Source organism: Pannonibacter sp. (genome assembly GCF_051860505.1).
GTDB lineage: Bacteria > Pseudomonadota > Alphaproteobacteria > Rhizobiales > Stappiaceae > Pannonibacter.
In genome coordinates this window covers 1-17108 of sequence record NZ_JBHYDX010000033.1, presented here as the reverse complement: position 1 = coordinate 17108, position 17108 = coordinate 1, and the positions used below count along the sequence as shown (strand labels likewise).

Sequence of the window (17108 nt, the reverse complement as noted above, 5' to 3'; positions counted from 1 at the left end):
CAATGGACAGGCGCTTGAGCATCGTCCTGGTGGCGGCGGTTGCCGAAAACGGCATCATCGGGGCAGGCAACACCATGCCCTGGCATATTCCGTCTGATCTCAAGCACTTCAAGACCTTGACACTTGGCCGGCCGGTCATCATGGGCCGGAAGACATTTGAAAGTCTTGGTCGGCCCCTGCCGGGTCGCTTCAACATTGTGGTCAGCCGGGGCGCGCCGCACTTGCCCGAAGGTGTTGCGGGGGCTGCATCGCTTGAAGACGCGCTTGTATGTGCGGCGCAGCGGGCAGGGCAGGACGGAGTGGACGAGATCATGGTGATCGGCGGCGGGCAGCTCTACGCTGCGGCACTGTCGCTGGCTGACAGGCTGGAGATTACGCGTGTCCATGCAGCGCCGGAGGGGGACACGGTGTTTCCTGAAATCGATCCGGCGCTCTGGATCCTGAAGTCGCTTGTTCCCGGTCGTCGCGGCGAGCGCGATACGGCTGACGTGTCCTATATGACGTTTGAGCGCCGTTTGGGTACTGCGGATACGAAATCCCCCATCGGACAGGGGCGAGGAGATGAGCGGCATGACGCATGAAGCGCGGAGCGATACGCTGACCTCGACGTGGTATCGCTTCGATGAGCTTGGCGCCCATCGGCTTCACGACTTGTTGAAACTGCGGGTCGACGTGTTTGTTGTGGAACAGCAGTGCGCCTATCCGGATATCGACGGTCTTGATCCGAAGGCGGACCATCTTCTGCTCGAAGCATCGAACGGACAGATTGCCGGATGCCTGCGGTGCTTTGCACCGGGAGCTTTGGGCGAGGACGAAGTTCGGCTTGGTCGGATCATCGTCGCCCCGGCGTTCCGCGGGTTGCGGCTTGGAGATCGCTTGATGCAGCTGGCGATTGAACGGACACAACTGGCCTTTCCGGCCGCTGATATTGTCCTGTCGGCGCAGGCGCATCTGGAGCGTTTTTATGCAGGGCACGGGTTCTGCCCGCATGGTGAAACCTATCTTGAGGACGGGATACCCCATGTCCACATGCGGCGCGACGCTTCGATCACTTGAGGAGTGGGGCTGAAAAGCTTGAAATCTGGGGTGAAGAGCCCCAATTCCGGCAGTACGTGGGCTGCAAGACGCGGTCGGGTTTGTTGGATCATTTCCCGGATGAAGTGGTAACCTCACCCTAACCCCTTGCAGGGCACAAACCGTTAGATCAACCAGGAAGCTGCATCTGACAGTTTCCCGACGAAGGAAGACCTTATGCCTTGGAGCAACCAGAGTGGTGGCGGCGGCGGCTGGAAGGGCGGCGGCAATGCCGGTGGTCCCTGGGGCGGCGGCGGTGGAAATGGCGGCGGCCCGTGGGGCGGTGGCCCGAACCGTGGCGGTGGCAATACGCCGCCTGATCTCGAGGAATTGCTCAAGCGCACCCAGGACCGCATGAAGACGGTGCTGCCCGGTGGCGGCGGCAACCTCGGCGCAAAAGGGATCGCGCTGGTGGGCGTGGTTCTGGTTGGTGTCTGGCTGGCGACGGGACTTTACTCCGTGGCGCCGGATCAGGTTGGTGTCGAGCTGGTGCTTGGCGAAGTGACCGACCAGACGCAGCCGGGCCTCAACTACAACTGGCCTTATCCGATTGGCCAGGTCGAGACCCCGGGCGTGCTGCAGGTTCGCGAAATGACCGTCGGCATGGAAGAGTTCGTTACCGGTGGCACTGTGCGGTCGCGTGACGTTCCGGAGGAAAGCCTGATGCTGACCGGCGATGAAAACATCGTCGACGCCGATTTCAAGGTTCAGTGGCGCATCCGGAACACCCGCGAGGGCGTGTCGGACTATCTGTTCAACATCCAGAACCCCGAAGGCACGGTGAAAGCAGTCGCCGAAAGTGCCATGCGCGAGGTGGTTGGTGCATCAGACATTGATGCGATCCTGACGGAAAACCGTGCTCCGATCCAGATTGCGGTGCAGGATCTGATGCAGAAGACGCTGAACGATTATCGTGCCGGCATCGACATCATCAATGTGCAGATGCAGAAGGTCGATCCGCCGCAGCAGGTCATCGATGCGTTCCGTGATGTTCAGGCTGCGCGTGCCGACCAGGAGCGTATCCAGAACGAAGCCCAGACCTACGCCAACCGGATCGTTCCGGAAGCCCGTGGTGAATCGGCCCGGGTGATCGAAGCTGCCACCGCCTACCGCGACCAGACGGTTGCAGAGGCGACGGGTCAGGCGCAGCGCTTCACCAAGATCTATGACGAGTATAAGAAGGCTCCGGATGTGACGCGTGAGCGTCTCTATCTCGAAACCCTCGAGCGTGTGCTCGGCTCCAACCCCAAGATCATCATTGACCAGAAGCAGAACAACGAAGGCGTCGTGCCCTTCCTGCCGCTCAATGACCTCTTGAACCGCTCGCAGGGTCAGTCCTCTGCACCGGCAGCCCGCAGCAGCGTAGGAGCCCAGTGATGAAAAACGGTCTTCTTGGCCTCGTTGGCGTTGTCGTGGCTCTGGCTGCCTTCGCCGTCTATCTCTCGATCTACATCGTCAATCCGACGCAGCAGGCACTTGTGCTGCAGTTCGGTAAGGTGATTTCTGCCACCCAGCAGTCCGGCCTGCATTTCAAGCTGCCGCTGGTGCAGAACGTGATCTACATCGACAAGCGGATCCTCGATCTCAACATGCCGCCGCTGGAAGCGATTGCCTCCGACAAGAAGCGTCTGGTGGTCGATGCCTTTGCCCGCTACCGGATCTCGGATCCTGTGCTGTTCTATCAGCGCGTCAACAACATCTCGGCGGCCAACCAGCGCCTGTCGACGCTGCTGCAGTCGTCGCTGCGCTCTGAACTCGGCAAGGCCTCGTTCACGGCCGTGGTCCGCGATGACCGCAATGGCATCATGGAAAGCATCCGCCGGGATGTCGGTATCAGTGCATCGGAACTTGGCATCGAGATCGTCGATGTGAAGGTCCGCCGCGCCGATCTGCCGGAAGCCAACAGCCAGGCGGTGTTCAACCGGATGCAGACGGAGCGTCAGCGGGAAGCAACCGAAATCCGCGCCCAGGGTGAGGAGCAGGGTCGCCGTATCCGTTCGCGCGCTGAACGTGATGCAACGGTTCTGGTCGCCGAGGCCCGCCGTGACGCGGAAATCATTCGCGGCGATGGCGATGCTCTGCGCAACGGCATCTTTGCCGAGGCCTTTGGCGTGGATCCGGATTTCTTCGGCTTCTACCGCTCGATGCAGGCCTATGAGGCAGGGCTGCGTTCGGGTGACACCAGCCTGATCCTGTCGCCGGATTCCAGCTTCTTCCGGTACTTCAACAACCCGGCTGGGGCCAGTCAGCCTGCGCAGGCCCTGCCGGCGCAATGACCGACCTGGTGGTCGCACTTGGACTGGTGCTGGTGCTGGAGGGGATCCTCTATGCACTGGCACCAGAGACCATGAAGACCATGATGCGCAAGGTCCTCGAAGCTCCCGACCAGACGCTCAGGCTTGCCGGGCTTGTCGCAGCGGGAGCAGGGGTGTTGCTGGTCTGGTTGGTGCGCGGATGATTTTTCAGGGCGGCGGTGTCGATGTCGAACTGCCGCCATTTTGTCGTATGACTGTGGTGCGGACGGGCGGCTTGGAGCCGCCACGCGCTCTTGGGATGGAAGGACAAAGGCCGATGGCCCTCATGTTCGCTCGCAAACAGATTGCACGTGGGGCAGGGGCCGCGATGGCGGCCGTTGTCGCGTTTTCGCTTGCCGGGGCTCCGGCCGCGCTCGCACAGGTTCAAGGGCCGGCCTCTGTCGCCGATCTTGCCGAGAAGCTGGCCGATGCGGTGGTGAATATCTCCACCTCGCAGACGGTGAAGGCGCAGCGCTCGATCCCGTTGCCCAATGTCCCGGATGGCTCGCCGTTCCAGGAGTTCTTCGAGGAGTTCTTCAACCGGCAGCAGCAGGGCGAGGGCGAAGGCGACGGGCAGCCGCGCCGCGTCCAGTCGCTGGGATCCGGCTTTGTCATCGATGGCAAGGAAGGCATCATCATCACCAACAACCACGTCATCGAAGGGGCCGACGAAATCACGGCGAACTTCAACGACGGGTCGAAGCTGAAGGCCGAGCTGATTGGCCGGGACGAGAAGACCGACCTGGCCGTGCTCAAGGTGACCCCGGTCAAGGAACTCACCGCCGTTGCCTTCGGCGACAGCGAGAAGATCCGCGTCGGCGACTGGGTGATGGCAATCGGCAACCCGTTTGGCCTTGGCGGAACTGTCACGGTCGGCATCGTGTCGGCGCGCAATCGTGACATCAATTCCGGGCCTTATGACAACTTCATCCAGACCGATGCTTCGATCAACCGGGGCAACTCGGGCGGGCCGCTGTTCGACATGGCCGGGAATGTGATCGGGATCAACACGGCGATCATCTCGCCTTCGGGAGGCTCGATCGGGATCGGCTTTGCCATTCCGGCAAAGACAGCCACTGCCGTCATTGCGCAGCTGCGCGAGTTTGGCGAGACCCGTCGCGGCTGGCTCGGCGTGCGGATCCAGGAAGTCACCGACGAGATTGCCGAGAGCCTCGGCATGGACAAGGCAATCGGCGCTTTGGTTGCCGGTGTTTCGGACGATGGACCGGCCGCTGCAGCCGAAATCCTGCCGGGGGACGTGATCGTCGAGTTTGACGGCAACGAAGTGCCGAGCATGCGCGACCTGCCGCGCATGGTTGCTGATACGGAAATCGGCAAGGCCGTGGACGTTGTCGTGTTGCGCAAGGGCGAAAGGGTCAATCTGAAGGTCACGCTTGGCCGGCTCGAAGAAGCCGAGGCGGCGAGTGAGGGCGATGCGGACAAGCCGGCCACGGCCGAGCCTGAGGTCGTCAGCGAAGTGCTGGGCATGAAACTGGCGGCTTCGGATGACCAACTGCGTGAGAAGTTCCAGATTGAAGCCAGTGTCGAAGGCGTGGTGGTGACTGAGGTCACGCCAGGCAGTGCGGCGGAAGAAAAGCGCGTTCAGGCTGGCGACACGATCAAGGAAGTCGCGCAGGAAGCGGTGAAAACGCCGCAGGATGTCCTGGCGCAGATTGAAAAGCTGAAGAAGGAGGGGCGTAAATCGGCCCTGCTGCTTCTGGCAAACCCGACGGGAGAACTTCGTTTCGTTCCCGTCCGGATCGAGGACAAGTGAGCGGTCAAACGCTTTTGATTTGATGAGTTCTTAAGAGGGCGGGGCGAAAGCTTCGCCCTCTTTCCGTTTTTATTTCTGTTCTTCGCGCCCCTGCCTCAGGGTTAATAAAGTATATCGTCATTATTCCAGATGCGCCTTTACGGAAATTATAGCAAGTCGGGGTAGCCTCGGCGATGGATGTCCCTCTCCGGACCAAGGGGAGGGCAAAAGGGAATGCCTGACTGGCGCGCTCGATCCGAGTTGCGGCGCCTATGGCGTGGTGGGACGACTGAATGACTTTTGGTGTGCCAAAGCTGAGCTTGCCGCAGGCGAAGAGGCTGCGGGTGGTCATGACCGCCATCGGGGCCGTCCTTGTCCTGCTCATCGGGACGCTTGGCGTGGTGAGCACACAGCAGATCCTTGCGGTCTCGAATGGCATACGCCTGATCAACGAGACGACGGGACCGCTCTATACGGACGCCTTGCGGGCTTCGGCGGCGTTGCAGCACGTCAACTCCCTGTCGCGCAACCTCATCGATGAATGCTTCAACCGGACGGGAGCGGATGTCAGCCGATCAGTCTTTGCGTTGCGCAATGCTGACTTTGCCGACATCGAAGCCTTCCGCCTGCATGCCGAGAAGGTCCGCCTCGACGAACTCGGCCGCAATCTGATCGGTGCGCAGGATGAACTTGTCGCGATCCAGCGCCAGATCATCGATGTCTGCGACGCACGGCAAGCCAACCGGGAACGCCTGCTTCAGGCTGAAAGTGAAATTCGCGTCAGCTTGACGCGCCTCGATATCGCGGTCGCCGGACTGCTCGAGCAAAGCGACAAGACGATCAGCGGCAGCCTTGACGACGCGGAACGCGTGTTCCGGCAAACCCACGGCATGGACAACGAACTTCTCCGGCTCGGAACCATCCTGGTTGGGGACTGGCCCCTCGTGCGCGGTTCCTATGATCTGCGCTTGCATGCCCAGAAGCTGCGGGACAGCCTCCTGGGGGACGCGTATCCCGCCAGCAGCCAGAGCCTGGCGCTGGTCATTCAGGGGCAAGTGGAGGAACTGACGGCGTTGCGCCGTCATGTCCTGAAGATCACGCCCTGGCTGAAGAGCCGTGGCCAGTCTGACCGGGTGCAGCATCTGGAGAAGACCCTGTCCCGGATCTCCGACGAACTCATCGGCATGAATGGTCTGCGGGATGTTCTCATGCAGAACGTTCACATCGGCGAGCGTGTGCTGACGACGACACGTCTTCTGCGGCTGAATGAATACCGGCTGTCAAAGATGCTGCAGAAGCTTGCAATCTGGGCAAAGCTTGAAAATCAGGATTCCGTTGAACAGATCTCGCAGAAGATCGACACCAGCCTCGTTACGATCATCGGCGTTGCTGCTTTTGCAGCTCTAGCCTGCATTGCCGCAGTTCTGGCCTTCGGGGTGCTGGTCACCCGGCCTATCGAGAAACTGACAGCCTGTGTCCGCCGGCTGCGCAGCGAAGGTGGTTATGCGCATCACTTGCCCGAACGGCTTCTCAGCCGACCGGACGAGATTGGGTCCCTTGCAACCTCCTTCGACAATCTGATGCGCTCGCTCGAGCGGGCCCGGCTGGATCTGCTGGCTGCATCGCGGGTTGAGGTCCAGCAGCAGTTCGATCGATTGAAAGCGGCCATTGAGAGCATTCCGCAAGGTATTCTGCTGACGGGGCCGGATGAGCGTATCCTTCTTGCCAACGGAAATTTTCGTGTTCTTTTTGGTTTGGCTGAGGAGGACGTTCAGCCCGGCACGGAGTTGCAAACGGTCATTGCCCGGTGCCGGGAGAATGGCGCAGTGGTGCTGGCCGATGACAATGAGCGAACTGCGGAGCTTCATCCGCATTTCTTCCTGAGCAGCCAGCGCATCGTCAGCATCAGGGGCGAGCGGACGATCGTGGTCACGACCGCGATTACGCCGGAGGGCGGGACGGTCGCCGTGCATGAAGATGTGACAGAGCGGCGCCGGCAGGAGGAGAAGATCTCGTATCTTGCCCATCATGATGCGCTGACCGGCCTGCCGAACCGCGTGCTGTTTCGCGAGCAACTGGTTGAGACCCTTGCCGCCTGCCAGACCAGCGGTGCTGCCGCTGCCCTGCTTTATCTCGACCTGGATCAGTTCAAGACAGTCAACGATACGCTGGGACACCCGATTGGCGATCGGCTGCTGATTGCTGTTGCAGAGCGGTTGCGGGAAGAACTGGGCGATAGCGGACATGTTGCGCGGCTCGGCGGCGACGAGTTTGCAGTCCTGCTTGTTGACCGGTCGAGCCCGACGCGGGCCGCCGAACTTGCCGACCGGATCATCGCAGCCATTGGCGAACCCTATGACATCAGCGGTCATTGCATCTTCATCGGCGTTTCGATCGGCATCGCGAATGCCCCTGTCGATGGCGATGATGCAGATCTCCTGATGAAACATGCGGACATGGCGCTCTACCGGGCGAAACAGGATGGCCGCAACGTCCACCGCTTCTTTGAAGGGGCCATGGACAAGGAGATCCAGGCACGCCGGGAACTGGAGATTGATCTCCGCCACGCGCTTGCAAGTGATGAGTTCCTGTTGCATTTCCAGCCTTTGTTCAACCTTCAGGACGGGCAAATCGAGGGCTTCGAGGCATTGTTGCGTTGGCCGCATCCGCGCCTCGGCTTTATCTCTCCCGCCGAATTCATCCCGATTGCGGAAGAAACTGGCCTGATCAGCGGCATCGGAACCTGGGTTCTGCGCAAGGCCTGCCAGGAGGCAGCCAAGTGGCCCAGTCATGTTCGCGTTGCGGTCAATGTCTCCCCGGTGCAGTTCCGCACGCGAACGCTTGTTCTTGAGGTCATTGCCGCGCTAGGTGCGTCGGGCCTGAGTGCCAATCGTCTCGAGATCGAGATCACCGAAGGGGTTCTGTTGCAAGATACCGATGCGACCCTGTCGATCCTGTCAGATCTGCAGCGGCTCGGCGTCCGGATCGCCATGGACGATTTCGGCACGGGCTATTCCTCGCTCAGCTACCTGCGGAAATTCCGCTTCGACAAGGTGAAGATCGACCGTGCCTTTGTGCAGGATGTGCACAAGGGGGATGACAAGCTTGCAGTTGTTCGCGCGGTAACCGGACTATGTACGAGCCTCGGCATCGCAACGACTGCCGAAGGCGTGGAAAGCGAGGAGCAACTGCTGGCACTGAAGGCCGAAGGCTGTACGCAGGCGCAAGGTTATTTCACGGGCCGCCCCATACCGGCAGAGCAGGCGATCGCCTTGCTGTTGCAGCAGGAGCTGATGGGCATGAGTGTCCAGAGCTTTGGTGCCCCCGCCGTCGCCGGAAACTGACCGGAGAGTGACCGGCGTCAGGCAATAAAGTCTGACGCGGCAAAGCCCTGGAAGTAGAGCAGGGCGGTCAGATCGCCGTGGTCAACCCGGGCATCTGCTTCTGCAGCAACCTTCGGCTTGGCATGATAGGCGACCCCGAGGCCGGCGCGGGCGATCATCGCCAGATCATTGGCGCCATCGCCTACGGCCAGTGACGTCTCCAGCGGCAGGCCCAGTTCCTTGCACAAGTGCTCCAGCCGTTCGCGCTTTGCCTCACGGCCGAGAATCGGTTCGCGGACGAGGCCGGCGAGCTTTCCATCGACCACTTCCAGAATGTTGGCGCGGTTCTCGTTGAAGCCGATGCGCTCGCCGACGGGGCCGGTGAACAGCGTGAAGCCGCCCGACACCAGCGCACAGTAGGCGCCCTGCGCCCGCATCGTCTGAACCAGTTCACGCGCGCCAGGCGTCAGGGTGATACGGGTGTCGAGTACCCGGGTTACCGCGTCCAGCGGCAGGTCCTTCAGGAGGGCCACCCGCTCGCGCAGGGCCGGCTCGAACTCCAGTTCACCGCGCATGGCGCGCTCGGTGATTTCGGCCACATGGTCCTTGAGACCAACTTCGGCTGCCAGTTCGTCTATGCATTCCTGACCGATCATGGTGGAGTCCATGTCTGCAATCAGCAGCCGCTTGCGCCGTCCATCCGCCTGCTGCACATGGACATCCACGGGCAGATCGGCCAGAAGGTCGCGAAGGCGCGCGTCTGCCTCAGTTGCGGATAGTGTTGCGTCAACATCAAGATCGGCAGCGATCCCAGCAGCAAGCCATCTCGCCGGCGCGGGCGCGCCGACAACGGTTGCGGCCCTGGCAACGAGCTGATCATCAAGGACCGGCCGGGCCGGATTGGAAACGAGCGTGGCAACCAGGGACATGGACAAACCTTTCGGCGGAAGCAGCACAGCGGATGCGACTGGCGCGATCCTGATAGCCGGGCCAACCGCCAGCGGCAAGTCCGCGCTGGCCATGGAGTTGGCCGAGCGCAGCCATGGCGTGGTCATCAACGCCGATTCCATGCAGCTCTATCGGGAACTGCGGCTGGTCACAGCGCGACCAGATGAAAGGGATGAAGCGCGGGTGCCGCATTGGCTCTACGGCGTCTTGCCCGCGTCCGAGGCGTTCTCCACCGGGGCCTGGCTCAAACGGGTGGCGCAATGCCTTGCCGAAGCACGGGCTGCCGGTTTGCGTCCGATCATCGTCGGTGGCACGGGCCTGTATTTTCGGGCCTTGACCCAGGGCTTTGCCGAAGTCCCGGAGGTTGCCGCCGACGTCCGCAGCCAATGCCGGATGCTTGCGGAGGAGGGCGGTATCGAAGCGGTACGGGCAGCGCTTCGGCCGCTCGACGGGGAAGCGGCAGACCGGCTGATCGACCTGCAGCGGCTGACGCGGGCCCTCGAGGTTGTCCGGTCATCCGGTCGCCGTCTGGCCGAATGGCAAAGCGACAGGCCAGGCGCGGCCTTGCTGGAGCCCGGTACTTTCACCTCCGTCATCCTTGCCCCGCCACGGCCATGGCTGCATGCCCGGATTGGGCAGCGGGCGGCGATGATGCTGGGACCGGAAGGAGCGGCAGAAGTTGACGGGCTGCTTGCCCTTGGCCTGTCGGACACCCTGCCGGCCATGCGGGCAATCGGGATCAAGGAGATATCGGACTGGACAGCTGGACGACTGGATCGGGATGAGGCGGAGCGGCAACTTGTGGTGGCAACACGGCGGTACGCGAAACGGCAGGAGACTTTCTTTCGCGGCCAGCTCGGCAGCTGGCCGCGCCTTGATCCGTCGATTGGGTTAAACAATCTTGTTATATTTCAAAGCTTTGATCTGAGCTGACGGAAACTGATCCGGCGTTGGCCACGAAAATAGTCCTGCTTTCGCCGCTGCTCTGCCCTTGTATATGCACAATCTCTAGCTATCTCCCGGTTGCTGTTTGAGTGCGACGCCAAACGTCGAAACCGAGGAACAAGGGTATGCAAGATACAGTTCTGGCGACCCGGCAATTGCGGGCCATTTCCTTCACGCAGAACGATCTTCCCGCGCTCCAGGCATTGCATGGTGATCCGGAAGTCAATCGCTTCCTCGACGGGGATCCGTCGGCCTGGGGGGCGGTCCGGCTGGCCGGACGGCTGGTTGACTATGTCACCGGACACGCCCTGCAAGGCTTCGGCATGTGGAAGATCCTGACCCATGACGGCCGGTTTGTCGGCCGCGCCGGGTTTCAGCCTTTTGAGGAAACCTCGGAAATCGAGATGGAAATCGTCATTGCCCGAGAACATTGGGGCAAGGGCTATGCGCGCGAGCTGGCGCCGTCGCTGGTGCGCTGGTTCTTTGACAACACCTACTACAGCCACCTGATCAGCTTCGCGCGCAGCGACCACACGCGGGCGCGGTGGGTGCTGGAACTGGCCGGCATGAGTTTCCGCGAGCGCCGCCGCATCCGGGACATGCCTCGGGATATCTATCAGGTCCTTAGTCCTGTGATGCATCGCCTTGTTGCCAATGGCTGACCTGATCAGCCATTGAGCCTGCGGCTGTCCTCTGGCGCCTCGTCACGCTCTTTCAGACCATAGTCGCGCAGGACGGCGGCAACGCGCAACCGGTAGCCGGCGAACATCATCTCCCGCCCTGCCTTCTGCGCCGAGCGGTGCAGCGTCAGCCGCCGCCACTCTACGAGCGCCTCCTCATCGCGCCAGAACGACAGCGAAACGAACTTGCCTGGCGTTGTGACGCTTTCGAAACGCTCGACCGAGATGAAGCCGTCGATTTTGATAAGTTCGTTCTTCAGCGCACCGGCGAGGTCGAAATAGGCGGCCACATGATCAGCGTGTGGCTCGACTTCAAAGATCACGGCAATCACGGCTGGCTCCTTGCTGGCTGTCGAAGTCCATACGATCCGCAAGCAGGACCAAAGAGCAACGGAAAACCGCGGGCTGCGAACACAAAAGGCCGAGGTCATGTGCCCCCGGCCTCGGACTGCTTGCAAACCTCGACCTCACCCCCGTCATCCCGGCCAAGCGCTGCGCCGAGCCGGGACCGGAGAGTCGAGGCCTCTATATTTCAATCAGTTAACCCCGGAGAGACCTTGGCTCTCCGGTCCCGGATCTCCGCTTCGCTACGTCCGGGATGACGATAGAGGGTTTGTCATCAAGCTCAGGCCGGGGGCATCTGCCCCCGGCCTTTGAGTGTTGCGGAGTGCCTCTGCCGGCTCAGCCGGCCATCAGCGCGCCCGGATTGGTCGACTGCTGGCGCAGGTTGAGCTTGTTCATGGCGGCGACGTAAGCGCGGGCAGAAGCCACCAGCGTATCCGTGTCGGCGCCCTTGCCGGTGGCGATGCGGCCATTGGCTTCGAGGCGGACGGAGACCTCCGCCTGCGCATCGGTGCCTTCGGTCACGGCATGAACCTGATACAGCGACAGAGTGGCCGTGTGCGGGCAGATGGCGCGAATGGCCTTGAACAGGGCATCGACCGGGCCGTCGCCGGTGGCTTCCTTGGTCTCGTGACGGCCATTGATGTCCATCGTCAGGATGGCCTTCTGCGGGCCGCCCGTGCCGGCGATGACGGTGAGCGCGATTACCTTGGCGCCTTCGCCAGCGGTTGCGATCTCGTCCTCGACCAGGGCTTCGATGTCCTCGTCGTAGACGTTCTTCTTGCGGTCGGCGAGGTCCTTGAAGCGGCGGAAGGCTTCCTGCAGGGCGTTGTCGCCCAGTTCATAGCCCAGGTCCTTCAGCTTGTCCTTGAAGGCATGGCGGCCTGAGTGCTTGCCCATGACCAGGGAGGTGGCCTTCACGCCGACATCCTCGGGACGCATGATCTCGTAGGTCTCGGCGTTCTTCAGCATGCCGTCCTGGTGGATGCCGCTTTCATGCGCGAAGGCGTTCTTGCCGACAATGGCCTTGTTGTACTGCACCGGGAAGCCGGAGACGGCCGACACCAGCTTGGAGGCACGGGTCATGAACTTCGGCTGCACGTCGCAGGTGTAGGGCAGCACGTCGGAGCGGGTGCGGATCGCCATGACGATCTCTTCCAGTGCCGCATTGCCGGCGCGCTCGCCGAGGCCGTTGATGGTGCACTCGATCTGGCGCGCGCCACCGGCGACACCGGCCAGCGAGTTGGCCACAGCCAGTCCCAGGTCATCGTGGCAATGTACCGAGAAGATCGCCTTGTCGGCATTCGGGACCCGGTTGCGGATCTCCATGAACATCGACTTGTACTCGTCCGGCGTCGCATAGCCGACGGTATCGGGCAGGTTGATCGTGGTCGCGCCGGCCTTGATTGCGGCCTCGACAGTGCGGCAGAGATAGTCGATCGGCGTGCGCGTGGCGTCCATGGCGGACCACTCGACGTCATCGATCAGGTTGCGGGCGCGGGTGACTGTGTCGGCGATGATCGCCAGGACTTCGTCCTCGGACTTGTTCATCTGGAACTTCAGATGGATCGGCGAGGTGGAGACGAAGGTGTGGATGCGGCCCTTGCCGGCATGACGAACGGCTTCGCCGCAGCGGTCGATGTCTGCGTGAATGGCACGGGCCAGACCGGCGATGACAGAGTTCTTCGAGCGCTTGGCGATCTCGCGCACCGCCTCGAAGTCACCGTTGGAGGCAATCGGGAAGCCGGCCTCGATGATGTCGACGCCCATATCGTCGAGCAATTCGGCCACCTGCAGCTTTTCCTCCAGTGTCATGGAGGCGCCCGGTGACTGTTCACCGTCGCGCAGGGTGGTGTCGAAAATGAATACCTTGTCCTTCGGGCTGGCCGTTTCGGCCTGGCTGGTCGCGGTCATGGGTGAGTTCCTTCCCTTCAGTCCCGCTGGCCCTGGTCAATGCTTGCCATGGTGGGCGTCAGGCGGGAGCGGTCTTCAATTCTTGGGTGAGTTCGCTATCCCCTGAGAGCCCGCCCACGCATGGGCCTGCCGACGCTCAGGGGCATCTAAGCAGAAGCAGCTGGCCAAGCAGAAGGGCGCGCGCAGAAAGGCCGCCGCGGAGAGCCGCGGTGTTCAAAGCATCGGTCATGTCGCAAATGGCGATCATGCGGGCTTTCGGCCTTTTGTTCCGGTCGGCAGCAGCTGACCGCTGAATGAGGGCCAGCTTAGAGGCTGGCGCGCGTCGATAGGCAGAATCTGTAACGGATGGGGGAGAAGCGCGCAAGACAAATTGGACCGCGCGCGCCTCAGCCAATCAGAGGAACAACTCACCACGCGCAATCAGCGTTGCCTGGCCGCCGATGCGAACGGCATGCAGCGCGCCAGCCTCCACGTCGATCTCCAGGTCGATCAGCGACGGACGGCCCATGTCGAAGCCCTGCTCGATGCGCAGGAAATGTGTGCCATTGGTCGGGCGGTCGAAGTGATGCACCACGCCGGCAAAGGCTGCCGCCGCGGAGCCCGTGGCCGGGTCTTCATGCACGCCGAGATCGGGGGCGAACATGCGGGCATGGAAGGCGCTGTCGTTGGAGCGGGTCTGGCGGGTGTAGATATAGGCGCTGCGGGTCTTGGCCGGACCGAAGGCATCGGACCACAGGGATAGGACCGGCGAGACACGGGACAGGACGCTCATGTCGGCCACCGGCACGAACAGGAAAGGCACGCCAGCGTCATAAAGGCAGGGCTTGTGGTTTTCGAAACCGACCTCTGAGGGAATGAGCCCGAGGGCAGCGGCAATCGCTTCCTTGTCCTGCGCCGGCACGCCCGGCTGCGGCAGCTTGGGCACGTCGAACTCGGCAAAGCCGGCTGCGTTTTCCTTCAGGGTCACGCCGCAGCGCACGGTGCCGATCTCTTCCTCCAGCACGACGACGGCGCTCTGCTCACCCTTGATGTCGCCGAAGCGCTCCATGGCGAGGAAGATCGCGGTGCCGACGGTCGGGTGGCCGGCAAAGGGCAACTCGCGGGTTGTCGTGAAGATGCGCAAGTGGGCTGAATGGGCCGGGCCGCGCGGGGGCAACAGGAACACGGTCTCCGACAGGTTGAACTCGCGCGCGATGGCCTGCATCTGCGCTGTGTCGAGCCCTTCTGCGTCCTGGACCACGGCAAGGGGATTGCCCGCCAGGGCCTTGTTGGTGAACACGTCGAGCACGGCGTAGCGGCGTCCCATCGGCAATCTCTCCCGGTTGCATGTCAGAGGCGTGTCCCGCTCACCCGGGACCGGCCGGACTTTTGCATGGTTTTATCCGCTCTGCCAGTCCGCCCTGTTGCGAAATGGTTAGCAACGGGTTGATCTGCAAGGGATCCTGTCAACCAAGAAGATGCCGGGCGATCAGCCGCGAGAAGCCGGGAACTTTCGAGGAGGGCAGGTCCGAGACCCGCGAAATGATCAGGATATCTTCCAACTCCTGGTCCTCCGTCGCCCGGGCGTGCGCCAGCATGCGGCCGCGAAGCTCTCGGGCCGGCAGGTCGAACACATGTTCCTGCGCGACAGCCAGTCTTGGTCCGTCGCGGACCGCAAACAGGGCGCCTTCGGAAGCGTCGCCGATGGACAGGCCGGTCTCCTCCGCCAGTTCCCTGGCGATGGACCCTTCGACATCCACCTTGCCATCGGGGGTCACGTCGCCAAGGTCGAGGCTGCCGCCCGGGGGATAGATCAGGCCGTGATTGGCTGTCTTCGGCCCCATGACGCCATAGAGCAGTTCCCCTCCCGAAGCCCGCACCACGGCCGAGCCGAAGACATTGGCGCCGCTGCGGTCCGGACAGCCCCAGTCGCGCCAGGCAATGAAACTGGCGAAGGCGATCTCGAGCGACGTCCCGGACAAGGTGCCGCCGGCATCGATGGCAATGTCTGTCGTCTGCAGCATGCGCCCGTTCCACATATGCGGATTGCGCGCCAGGGCCCTTGCCCAATGGGCGGCGATCTCTTCCTCGTTCTCGGCCTCGAAGCCCCAGCGGGCGGCCGGGTCGAAGCGCAGGGCGATGCCGGCAAGGGGCGTCACGGGCGGCGCCAGTTCGCGCTGCATCAAGGGTATCCTGAGGGTCGGGATCATCGTGCTGGCGCGGTCGCTGACAATGGTAAAGCCGAGCTGTTCGTAAAAGCCGACGGCGTTGGCGTCGCTCTCGACCCGGAGCAGTCGGAAGCCGGCTCCTCGCATATGATCCTCCACGGCCTCAAGCAGCAGGCGCCCGAGCCCGAGCCCCTGGGTTTCAGGGGCGACGAACAAGTAGTCGAGAAAGAAGTGGTCGGCCCGCTTTTCCCCGGAGGCAAAGGCCACCGGCTTGCCGTCAAGCTCGGCAACGATCACCGTCTGCGACGTCAGCGTCGCCGGGGTAATCCGGTTGTTGGCGCGAAACCCGGCCATCTCCGGCTCCGGATAGCCCCAGGAGCCCTTCGACCGGTGCAGGATATCCGTCAGGGCAGCAGCATCAGAAATGCGCCCTGGGCGCAGGCGGGGAGCAGCAGGCATATCGGCAAGGTCCAGTCTGGCAGGCCGGCGGGGGCTGCCTCTTGCTATCCCTGAATTGAGGGGGCGGCAAGGGTCTCAGTCATCACTGCCGGCCATCCGCCGGATATCCTTGATGAGGCGGTAGAGGACAAACGGCACGCTTTCGAACGAGGCGAAGCCGACGGTCGTGTAAAAGGCGCGGGCCGTGTCGTCCTTCGCATGCACCACCACAGCGCGAATGCCGGCGATGTCGGCAGCGCGCAGCGTCCTGAGCAGCGCATCCTTGAGCAGGCCGGAGCCGAGACGCTGCCCTTGCCAGCGGCGGCAGATGGCGAGGCGCGCCAGCAACATGATCGGGACCGGATGCCGTGGCAGCCCCTTACGCAGGCGGTTTGGCGCGACAGCGGTCTCGATCTGCCCGACAGCAAGGCTGTAGAAGCCGACGACACTGCCGTTCATCAGGGCAAGATAGGTTTGGGCACTGCCTGCTGACTGATTGCCCAACGCATGGTTCTGGAGAAAGCTATTCAGCACCGCCGAGCCGCAATCGAAGCTGCCAAGATCGTGCAGGGCAGTCAGTTTCTCGATTATGGGCTTGTTCGGGCTCGTCATGCCTCAGTCGAAAACGCTTGGGGATGTCAGAAGCTGTTCGAGCCTGTCGTCGCGCGCAGGTGGGCCATCAAGGGCCGCGAGAAAGGTGGTCCAGTCTGCGTCGTTCAACTGAATGATGCGGCGATCCAGCAGTGTCGCCTCGGCTTCGGCCAGGGCGCTGTCGAGGACGAACTCCGACATGCTCTTGTGACGCAGCTCTGCGGCCTCCCGCAGGAGCCGCTTGGCTTCCGGCGAGAGGCGCATTTCCAGCTTCTCTGTCCTTGCGGGCGACGACATCAGCCATACCTTTGCGGGCGCATAATTCTTCCCGCTCAGACTAGCTCATCGTCCTGACGATGTCATGACAGGAGTTTTGCCCACCCCCTCATCCCTTGATAAACGTCCCGTTGCGCAGTTCGGTGACGGCCTGGATGAGTTCCTCGCGGGTGTTCATCACGATGGGGCCGTGCCAGGCGGAGGTGGCTCAACAGGCATGCGTCGATTTTCCGCGCAATGGCGGCACGTTGCTGCAAGCGAGGAGAAGGCAATCACAAGACTACCTCTCGGGAACCAGAGCTGGGCACTAGGTTTCAGACCCATAAAATAGCTATGCAAGTTGTTTGAAATTTGATTCAAGCTCCTGAACAGGAGTTTGGTGA

General features: G+C 62.3%; 16 protein-coding genes and 1 pseudogene. 9 read left to right on the top strand and 8 right to left on the bottom strand.

Annotated features, from left to right (window positions below; genetic code table 11):
• Positions 1–2: 2 nt before the first annotated feature.
• The 7 genes from ACTIFE_RS18920 (at position 3) to ACTIFE_RS18890 (ending at position 8465) form a co-directional block, all read left to right on the top strand.
• Complete coding sequence (locus ACTIFE_RS18920; RefSeq protein WP_439530697.1) at positions 3–581, top strand: dihydrofolate reductase; 579 nt, start codon at positions 3–5, stop codon at positions 579–581.
• The gene (locus ACTIFE_RS18915) at positions 571–1056 is read left to right on the top strand and encodes a GNAT family N-acetyltransferase (RefSeq protein WP_439530696.1); all 486 of its coding nucleotides are present in this window, start codon (positions 571–573) and stop codon (positions 1054–1056) included. Before ACTIFE_RS18920 ends, ACTIFE_RS18915 begins: the two co-directional genes overlap by 11 nt.
• A gap of 195 nt (positions 1057–1251) precedes the next feature.
• Positions 1252–2451, top strand: coding sequence for an FtsH protease activity modulator HflK (hflK, locus tag ACTIFE_RS18910; protein ID WP_439530695.1), 1200 nt, complete (start codon positions 1252–1254; stop codon positions 2449–2451).
• Positions 2451–3350, top strand: coding sequence for a protease modulator HflC (hflC, locus tag ACTIFE_RS18905; RefSeq protein WP_439530694.1), 900 nt, complete (start codon positions 2451–2453; stop codon positions 3348–3350). Before hflK ends, hflC begins: the two co-directional genes overlap by 1 nt.
• Complete coding sequence (locus ACTIFE_RS18900; protein ID WP_439530693.1) at positions 3347–3532, top strand: DUF2065 domain-containing protein; 186 nt, start codon at positions 3347–3349, stop codon at positions 3530–3532. Before hflC ends, ACTIFE_RS18900 begins: the two co-directional genes overlap by 4 nt.
• Positions 3533–3645: 113 nt before the next feature.
• Complete coding sequence (locus tag ACTIFE_RS18895) at positions 3646–5142, top strand: Do family serine endopeptidase (RefSeq protein ID WP_439530692.1); 1497 nt, start codon at positions 3646–3648, stop codon at positions 5140–5142.
• Positions 5143–5414: 272 nt separating this feature from the next.
• On the top strand, positions 5415–8465 hold the full coding sequence (locus ACTIFE_RS18890) for a putative bifunctional diguanylate cyclase/phosphodiesterase (RefSeq protein ID WP_439530691.1): 3051 nt from the start codon (positions 5415–5417) through the stop codon (positions 8463–8465).
• Between the two features lie 17 nt (positions 8466–8482).
• Here the strand turns inward: ACTIFE_RS18890 and serB are convergent, their stop codons facing one another.
• Positions 8483–9373 (bottom strand): phosphoserine phosphatase SerB, encoded by an 891-nt coding sequence (gene serB / locus ACTIFE_RS18885; RefSeq protein ID WP_439530690.1) that lies wholly within the window; start codon positions 9371–9373, stop codon positions 8483–8485.
• On the opposite strand from serB, the gene miaA reads away from it, so the two are divergent.
• The gene (gene miaA, locus ACTIFE_RS18880) at positions 9357–10325 is read left to right on the top strand and encodes a tRNA (adenosine(37)-N6)-dimethylallyltransferase MiaA (RefSeq protein WP_439530689.1); all 969 of its coding nucleotides are present in this window, start codon (positions 9357–9359) and stop codon (positions 10323–10325) included. The two genes, serB and miaA, sit on opposite strands and share 17 nt — an antisense overlap.
• 137 nt (positions 10326–10462) lie before the next feature.
• On the top strand, positions 10463–10999 hold the full coding sequence (locus ACTIFE_RS18875) for a GNAT family N-acetyltransferase (RefSeq protein ID WP_439530688.1): 537 nt from the start codon (positions 10463–10465) through the stop codon (positions 10997–10999).
• Positions 11000–11004: 5 nt separating this feature from the next.
• Here the strand turns inward: ACTIFE_RS18875 and ACTIFE_RS18870 are convergent, their stop codons facing one another.
• The 7 genes and pseudogenes from ACTIFE_RS18870 to ACTIFE_RS18840 form a co-directional block, all read right to left on the bottom strand.
• Positions 11005–11349, bottom strand: coding sequence for an antibiotic biosynthesis monooxygenase family protein (locus ACTIFE_RS18870; protein ID WP_439530687.1), 345 nt, complete (start codon positions 11347–11349; stop codon positions 11005–11007).
• Between the two features lie 349 nt (positions 11350–11698).
• Positions 11699–13273 (bottom strand): 2-isopropylmalate synthase, encoded by a 1575-nt coding sequence (locus ACTIFE_RS18865; RefSeq protein WP_439530686.1) that lies wholly within the window; start codon positions 13271–13273, stop codon positions 11699–11701.
• Between the two features lie 394 nt (positions 13274–13667).
• Positions 13668–14579, bottom strand: a complete 912-nt coding sequence (locus ACTIFE_RS18860; RefSeq protein WP_439530685.1) for a PhzF family phenazine biosynthesis protein — start codon at positions 14577–14579, stop codon at positions 13668–13670.
• Positions 14580–14718: 139 nt separating this feature from the next.
• Complete coding sequence (locus ACTIFE_RS18855; RefSeq protein ID WP_439530684.1) at positions 14719–15879, bottom strand: GNAT family N-acetyltransferase; 1161 nt, start codon at positions 15877–15879, stop codon at positions 14719–14721.
• A gap of 75 nt (positions 15880–15954) precedes the next feature.
• Complete coding sequence (locus ACTIFE_RS18850) at positions 15955–16470, bottom strand: GNAT family N-acetyltransferase (protein WP_439530683.1); 516 nt, start codon at positions 16468–16470, stop codon at positions 15955–15957.
• A gap of 3 nt (positions 16471–16473) precedes the next feature.
• Complete coding sequence (locus tag ACTIFE_RS18845) at positions 16474–16746, bottom strand: DUF1778 domain-containing protein (RefSeq protein ID WP_439530682.1); 273 nt, start codon at positions 16744–16746, stop codon at positions 16474–16476.
• A gap of 88 nt (positions 16747–16834) precedes the next feature.
• Positions 16835–16924: pseudogene (locus tag ACTIFE_RS18840) on the bottom strand (pirin-like C-terminal cupin domain-containing protein); the annotation flags it as partial.
• Positions 16925–17108 lie beyond the last annotated feature (184 nt).